The sequence below is a fragment of the Idiomarina sp. UBA3162 genome (assembly GCF_002364475.1).
GTDB lineage: Bacteria > Pseudomonadota > Gammaproteobacteria > Enterobacterales > Alteromonadaceae > Idiomarina.
The window spans coordinates 42,514-46,981 of the sequence record NZ_DEYI01000091.1 but is presented as its reverse complement, the minus strand read 5'-3'; the positions used below and the strand labels follow the sequence as shown (position 1 = coordinate 46,981).

Sequence of the window (4,468 nt, the reverse complement as noted above, 5' to 3'; positions counted from 1 at the left end):
GCAACACGCGGCATAAAGTTCTTACCCGTTGTCGTGGCCGGTGCCAGCACGTGACTGTAATTTTTACCTAAATCGGCAACTAACTTACTTACATTTTCTGCGAGCTGATGTTCATACACGGCATTGTCGGCAGACAATACTTTGTTGACGCCTTCAGCTTTTGCGAGCTCGTCAGCAACCGCTGCGCAGTCTTTACCTGCAACTAATACATCAATATCACCGCCAATGGCTTGCGCCGCCGCCAAGGTTTTCAGCGTGGCAGGATTTACGGCGTTATTGTCGTGTTCTGCAACCACTAAAATGCTCATAGGACTTTGGCCTCATTCTTCAGTTTATCGACAAGCTCATCTACGTCTGCCACTTTAACGCCCGCACTGCGCTCGGCTGGCGATTCAACTTTGAGTAGTTTCACAGTACGTTTCACCGAAACGCCTAAATCGTCCGTTGAAACGGTTTCAAGCGGCTTACGCTTTGCCTTCATAATATTAGGTAACGAGGCGTAGCGCGGTTCGTTCAAGCGTAAGTCCGTTGTCACGACCGCAGGCAACGCAAGTTTTACGGTTTGCAAACCGCCATCAACTTCACGCGTTACTGAGACATGACCGTCGGCCACTTCTACTTTAGATGCGAAGGTGCCTTGAGGCATATCGGTTAGTGCCGCTAACATTTGTCCGGTTTGGTTATTATCTGAGTCAATCGACTGCTTACCTAAAATAACCATGTCGGGCTCTTCACGCTCAACAACACCTTTGAGGATTTTAGCGGCTGAAAGCGAATCCGGCATATCGTCGGTTTCAACTTGAATAGCGCGGTCAGCACCTAACGCCAATGCGGTACGCAATTGCTCTTGCACTGCTTTAGGCCCAATAGATACCACCACAACCTCATCCGCCGTACCTGCTTCTTTTAAGCGAACAGCTTCTTCGACTGCGATCTCACAGAACGGGTTAAGCGCCATTTTGACGTTAGCCAAATCGACGTCTGACTGATCTGGCTTCACGCGTACTTTGACGTTGTAGTCAATGACGCGCTTCACCGCGACAAGTATTTTCATGTCACTTTCCTTTTGTTGGAACTGATCTAAGTTACCTGGATTTAAAATTTGTTAACTTCGCTATTATCCTAGACTGGAGGCTATCTCACAAGTTATGAGACAATAACAGAAATTTGTTGTAATCAGGAGTTTACACAGTGATACAGCCTTCACGCAAACCTATAGGTTGGGAAAAACGCTACCGTGAGCTTATCGAACTTGCCAAAACGATGCCAGCCTTACCTGAACATTACCGGGACAAAGCCCATGAGGTTGCGGGTTGCGAGGCAACCGTATGGCTCTATTTAGATTGCCAAGACACAGCTCGTGTTACCGTGCGGTTTGACAGTGTCTCGCGTATTGTGAAGGGGTTGTTAGCGTTGATTCAAGCGGAACTCGACGGCCATAGCGCAGCGGACATTGCACAATTCGATATCGATGAATTATTCGCCAGTTACGGTCTTACCCAACAACTTACACCGTCTAGGGCCAATGGTTTATATAACGTAAGCAGAGTGCTTAAACAGCGCGTCGCTCAATGCGCTTAAGTAAGGTCGATACGGCAAACATTGCGAAGCTGCAGGTCACCACCATGGCTGCACCAAAGCCAGAACTGCAGTTCATTTGCATGGTGCCGCTACCGGGTTTTTGAAGCGTAACTTCACCCTCATGCTCACCGGCAACCCAAGGATAACGCAGCTGCTCCTCAGAATAGATGCAATCGACGCTCCATTTGCGCTTGGGGTTTTTAGAGAAGTTATAGTCACGACGCAATTTAGAGCGTACTTTAGCCAATAATGGATCTTGTTTTGCTTTTGCCAGATCCGCCACTCGAATTTGCGTGGGGTCGATTTGTCCACCCGCACCGCCACACACTACCAATGGCAGTTTGTTACGCTTACAGTGCGCCACTAACGCCGCTTTCGTATTGACGCTATCGATTGCATCCAACACCGCCGTGACACCGGCTAAATGAGTGATAAAATTCTCTTCTAATAGGAAGTCGTCAACAATATTAACCTTGCACGCAGGATTAATCGCGCGCACCCGTTCCGCCAACACCTCGGTTTTAAGCTGTCCAATGGTGTTAAAATCTGCAGGAAGCTGGCGGTTAATATTGGTCACACAGACATCATCCAGATCGATCAACGTCAACTCACCAATGCCGCTGCGTGCGAGCGCTTCAACGGCCCACGAACCAACGCCACCGAGTCCGGCAATAGCAATGTGTTGGTTACGAAATGTATTCAGTGCTTTGCGTCCATAGACGCGTTCAACGCCCCCTTGGGCTTGGTCATTCGGTGCGGGTTGCTTGCTCGCTGACGTCATAAAGTATCAGTCCTACCTGAAATATCTCGCCACGCGTGTCATGCAGTGGCATAAGGGTAATATTTTGTTGCATCCACTGCTGCTGCCCGCTCAGCGGACGACTGTGTCGGAACCGAAACACAAAGGGACGCTGTTCCCAAGTAATGAACACCCGGGCATCTAGGTTCCACACCCGCTCTACTTTCTGTCGAAACCAATGCTCATCGATCTCTGGGCAACATTCAAATAGGATTTTATCACGAACTTGACTGGGGCGCAGACCGCTGTGGTTGGTCATAAACTCATTCCACATTTGTACGCGATAATCACGGTCTAGCACTACGATACCGATATCAATGGCACCTAGCAGACTCAATTTAGCGTGTAACTCGTCCATTTCACTCATCGCTGCCTCCTTATTCCGCGTACCAATGGGCGACCTGTTGGTCGAGACGTTGCACCGCATCTTCTGGTAGCAAAATAAGTAAATCAAAACCAATACGATGTTTAGGCAGCTGATACCCAATTTCTATCGCCAACACCTTTTGCCAACGCTGTTGTGGCTGACTCAGCAGGTCCGCTAGCGACTTATGCTGCCCCAGCAACACCGGTTGCGATGCGGTGAACTCGACATGTAACTGATGACCTAAACCATTGAGACACGCAGAGGTAATAATTGAAGCTATATCCATCAACGCTTCAATACGCTGTTGCTGTTCAGTACCAGAAAGCTGTTCGCCCAATAGCTGGCGCACATCCTCAACTGAGGTGTCGGTGAGCAGTGTGAGCGCCTCACCTAGAATACCCGAGCCGGCAAATCCTTGGCTGACGGCCGATACACGTTCGGCTTGATCGATGGATTGCAACGCCATATGCAATTCAGATGGCGCTATCCAATTAACATTAGGCACCGGCAGCTCAATAAATTGATTTAATACGCGGGCAATATGATCACCTGCTTGGCCCATGGCGACGTTGGCCACTTCGCGATACACATCCAGCGCGCTGGCTGCCACTTCGACTTCGCTGGCCTCTTGTAAATGACCGCTGCCCGGCTGATAGAGGCCAAATTGTTGAAGATGTTGAGCGATTTCGGCCTGCTTGAATGGTTTTTTTACGAACGCGAGCGCGCCAAGTTTTATCACTCGCTGGTAGGCTTCAGGCTGAATATCACCAGAAATCACGATGACAACGCAGTCGCGCTCATGTTGCGCTAAATGCTCGAGCACCTCATAGCCGTCCATTACCGGCATATTCAGATCAAGCAGCAACAATTGCGCTTCGCCATTTTCGATTCGCTGCAGCGCTTGTTCGCCGTGTTCTGCTTGATATACCGTTGCATCCCAATCCTTGGGTAAACTTTTTATCAGCTGTTTGCGCGCCATCCGTGAGTCATCACACAGGGTCACCTTCAACGTCATTTGTTTAGCCTTTGGTCATTAAACTGCAAATGGATATTTGATTGGCGGATGATGTTGATAGCCCTCAATCGAGAAGTCGTCTTTCGTCACCCACGTCTCAATATCCTGCAGCGTTTTAATATCGGGATTGATATGCAGTTGTGGCGATGGATACGGCTCCCGCTTTAGTTGCACATCGCGCATCAGCTCAAGTTGATTCTCGTAAATATGCGCGTTGACGATTTTATGAAACACTTTACCGGGTTTATGCCCTGTAATGCGCGCCATCAGCGCCAGCAAAACAAAACATTGAATCTGATTAAAATTAAGCCCCAAAGGAACGTCGCAACTGCGTTGATACGAGGTTAAGTAGAGCTTACCCCCGAGCAGCGAAAAGGTATGCGTATGCATGCACGGTCGCAAGCAGCCCATTTCCAGTTCACCGGGATTATAAAAAGTGACAATCTCACCCCTATCATCCACGCCTTGTGTTAAATCATCGACCACCTTTTGCAATTGGTCAAACTGACTGCCGTCGGGACGCTGCCAAGCACGTCCTTGCACACCATACACTCGCCCCATATGGTCTGTGCCTTTGCGGTGGGGGTTGGCAAGCCAACTCGGGTTTTCATTGGCGTTAGCATTCCACGTATTACAGCCAATATCACGAAACTGTGCAGCGCTGTCATAGCCGCGCAAATACCCTAATAATTCAGCAATAGCCGCT

General features: G+C 49.1%; 6 protein-coding genes and 1 pseudogene. 1 reads left to right on the top strand and 6 read right to left on the bottom strand.

What is annotated here, in order from left to right; genetic code table 11:
* Window positions 1-308 (bottom strand): annotated as a pseudogene (locus B2X00_RS11180) (electron transfer flavoprotein subunit alpha/FixB family protein); the annotation flags it as partial.
* Window positions 305-1,054: an electron transfer flavoprotein subunit beta/FixA family protein gene (locus B2X00_RS11175; protein WP_071463147.1), complete on the bottom strand. Its 750-nt coding sequence runs from the start codon at window positions 1,052-1,054 to the stop codon at window positions 305-307. The gene B2X00_RS11175 and the pseudogene B2X00_RS11180, both read right to left, overlap by 4 nt.
* Window positions 1,055-1,191: 137 nt before the next feature.
* On the opposite strand from B2X00_RS11175, the gene B2X00_RS11170 reads away from it, so the two are divergent.
* Complete coding sequence (locus tag B2X00_RS11170) at window positions 1,192-1,581, top strand: SufE family protein (protein WP_290487654.1); 390 nt, start codon at window positions 1,192-1,194, stop codon at window positions 1,579-1,581.
* On the opposite strand, the gene tcdA is transcribed toward B2X00_RS11170, so the two are convergent.
* The 4 genes from tcdA to B2X00_RS11150 form a co-directional block, all read right to left on the bottom strand.
* A complete protein-coding gene (tcdA, locus tag B2X00_RS11165) occupies window positions 1,553-2,362 on the bottom strand; it encodes a tRNA cyclic N6-threonylcarbamoyladenosine(37) synthase TcdA (protein ID WP_290487652.1) in 810 nt (269 codons plus the stop codon). The two genes, B2X00_RS11170 and tcdA, sit on opposite strands and share 29 nt — an antisense overlap.
* Window positions 2,328-2,747: a PAS domain-containing protein gene (locus B2X00_RS11160; protein WP_290487647.1), complete on the bottom strand. Its 420-nt coding sequence runs from the start codon at window positions 2,745-2,747 to the stop codon at window positions 2,328-2,330. Before B2X00_RS11160 ends, tcdA begins: the two co-directional genes overlap by 35 nt.
* A 10-nt stretch (window positions 2,748-2,757) precedes the next feature.
* Window positions 2,758-3,762 carry a response regulator gene (locus tag B2X00_RS11155; protein WP_071463144.1) on the bottom strand — a complete coding sequence of 335 codons (1,005 nt, stop codon included), beginning with the start codon at window positions 3,760-3,762 and terminating at the stop codon, window positions 2,758-2,760.
* An 18-nt stretch (window positions 3,763-3,780) separates the two neighbouring features.
* Window positions 3,781-4,468, bottom strand: a 688-nt coding sequence (locus tag B2X00_RS11150; protein ID WP_290487640.1) for a thymidylate synthase, incomplete at its 5' end; no start/stop codon positions are given.

Bases quoted from the DNA above. Each gene is read 5' to 3' on its own strand.
- B2X00_RS11175 (WP_071463147.1), bottom strand. From the start codon at position 1,054: ATGAAAATACTTGTCGCGGTGAAGCGCGTCATTGACTACAACGTCAAA.
- tcdA (WP_290487652.1), bottom strand. From the start codon at position 2,362: ATGACGTCAGCGAGCAAGCAACCCGCACCGAATGACCAAGCCCAAGGG.
- B2X00_RS11160 (WP_290487647.1), bottom strand. From the start codon at position 2,747: ATGAGTGAAATGGACGAGTTACACGCTAAATTGAGTCTGCTAGGTGCC.
- B2X00_RS11155 (WP_071463144.1), bottom strand. From the start codon at position 3,762: ATGACGTTGAAGGTGACCCTGTGTGATGACTCACGGATGGCGCGCAAA.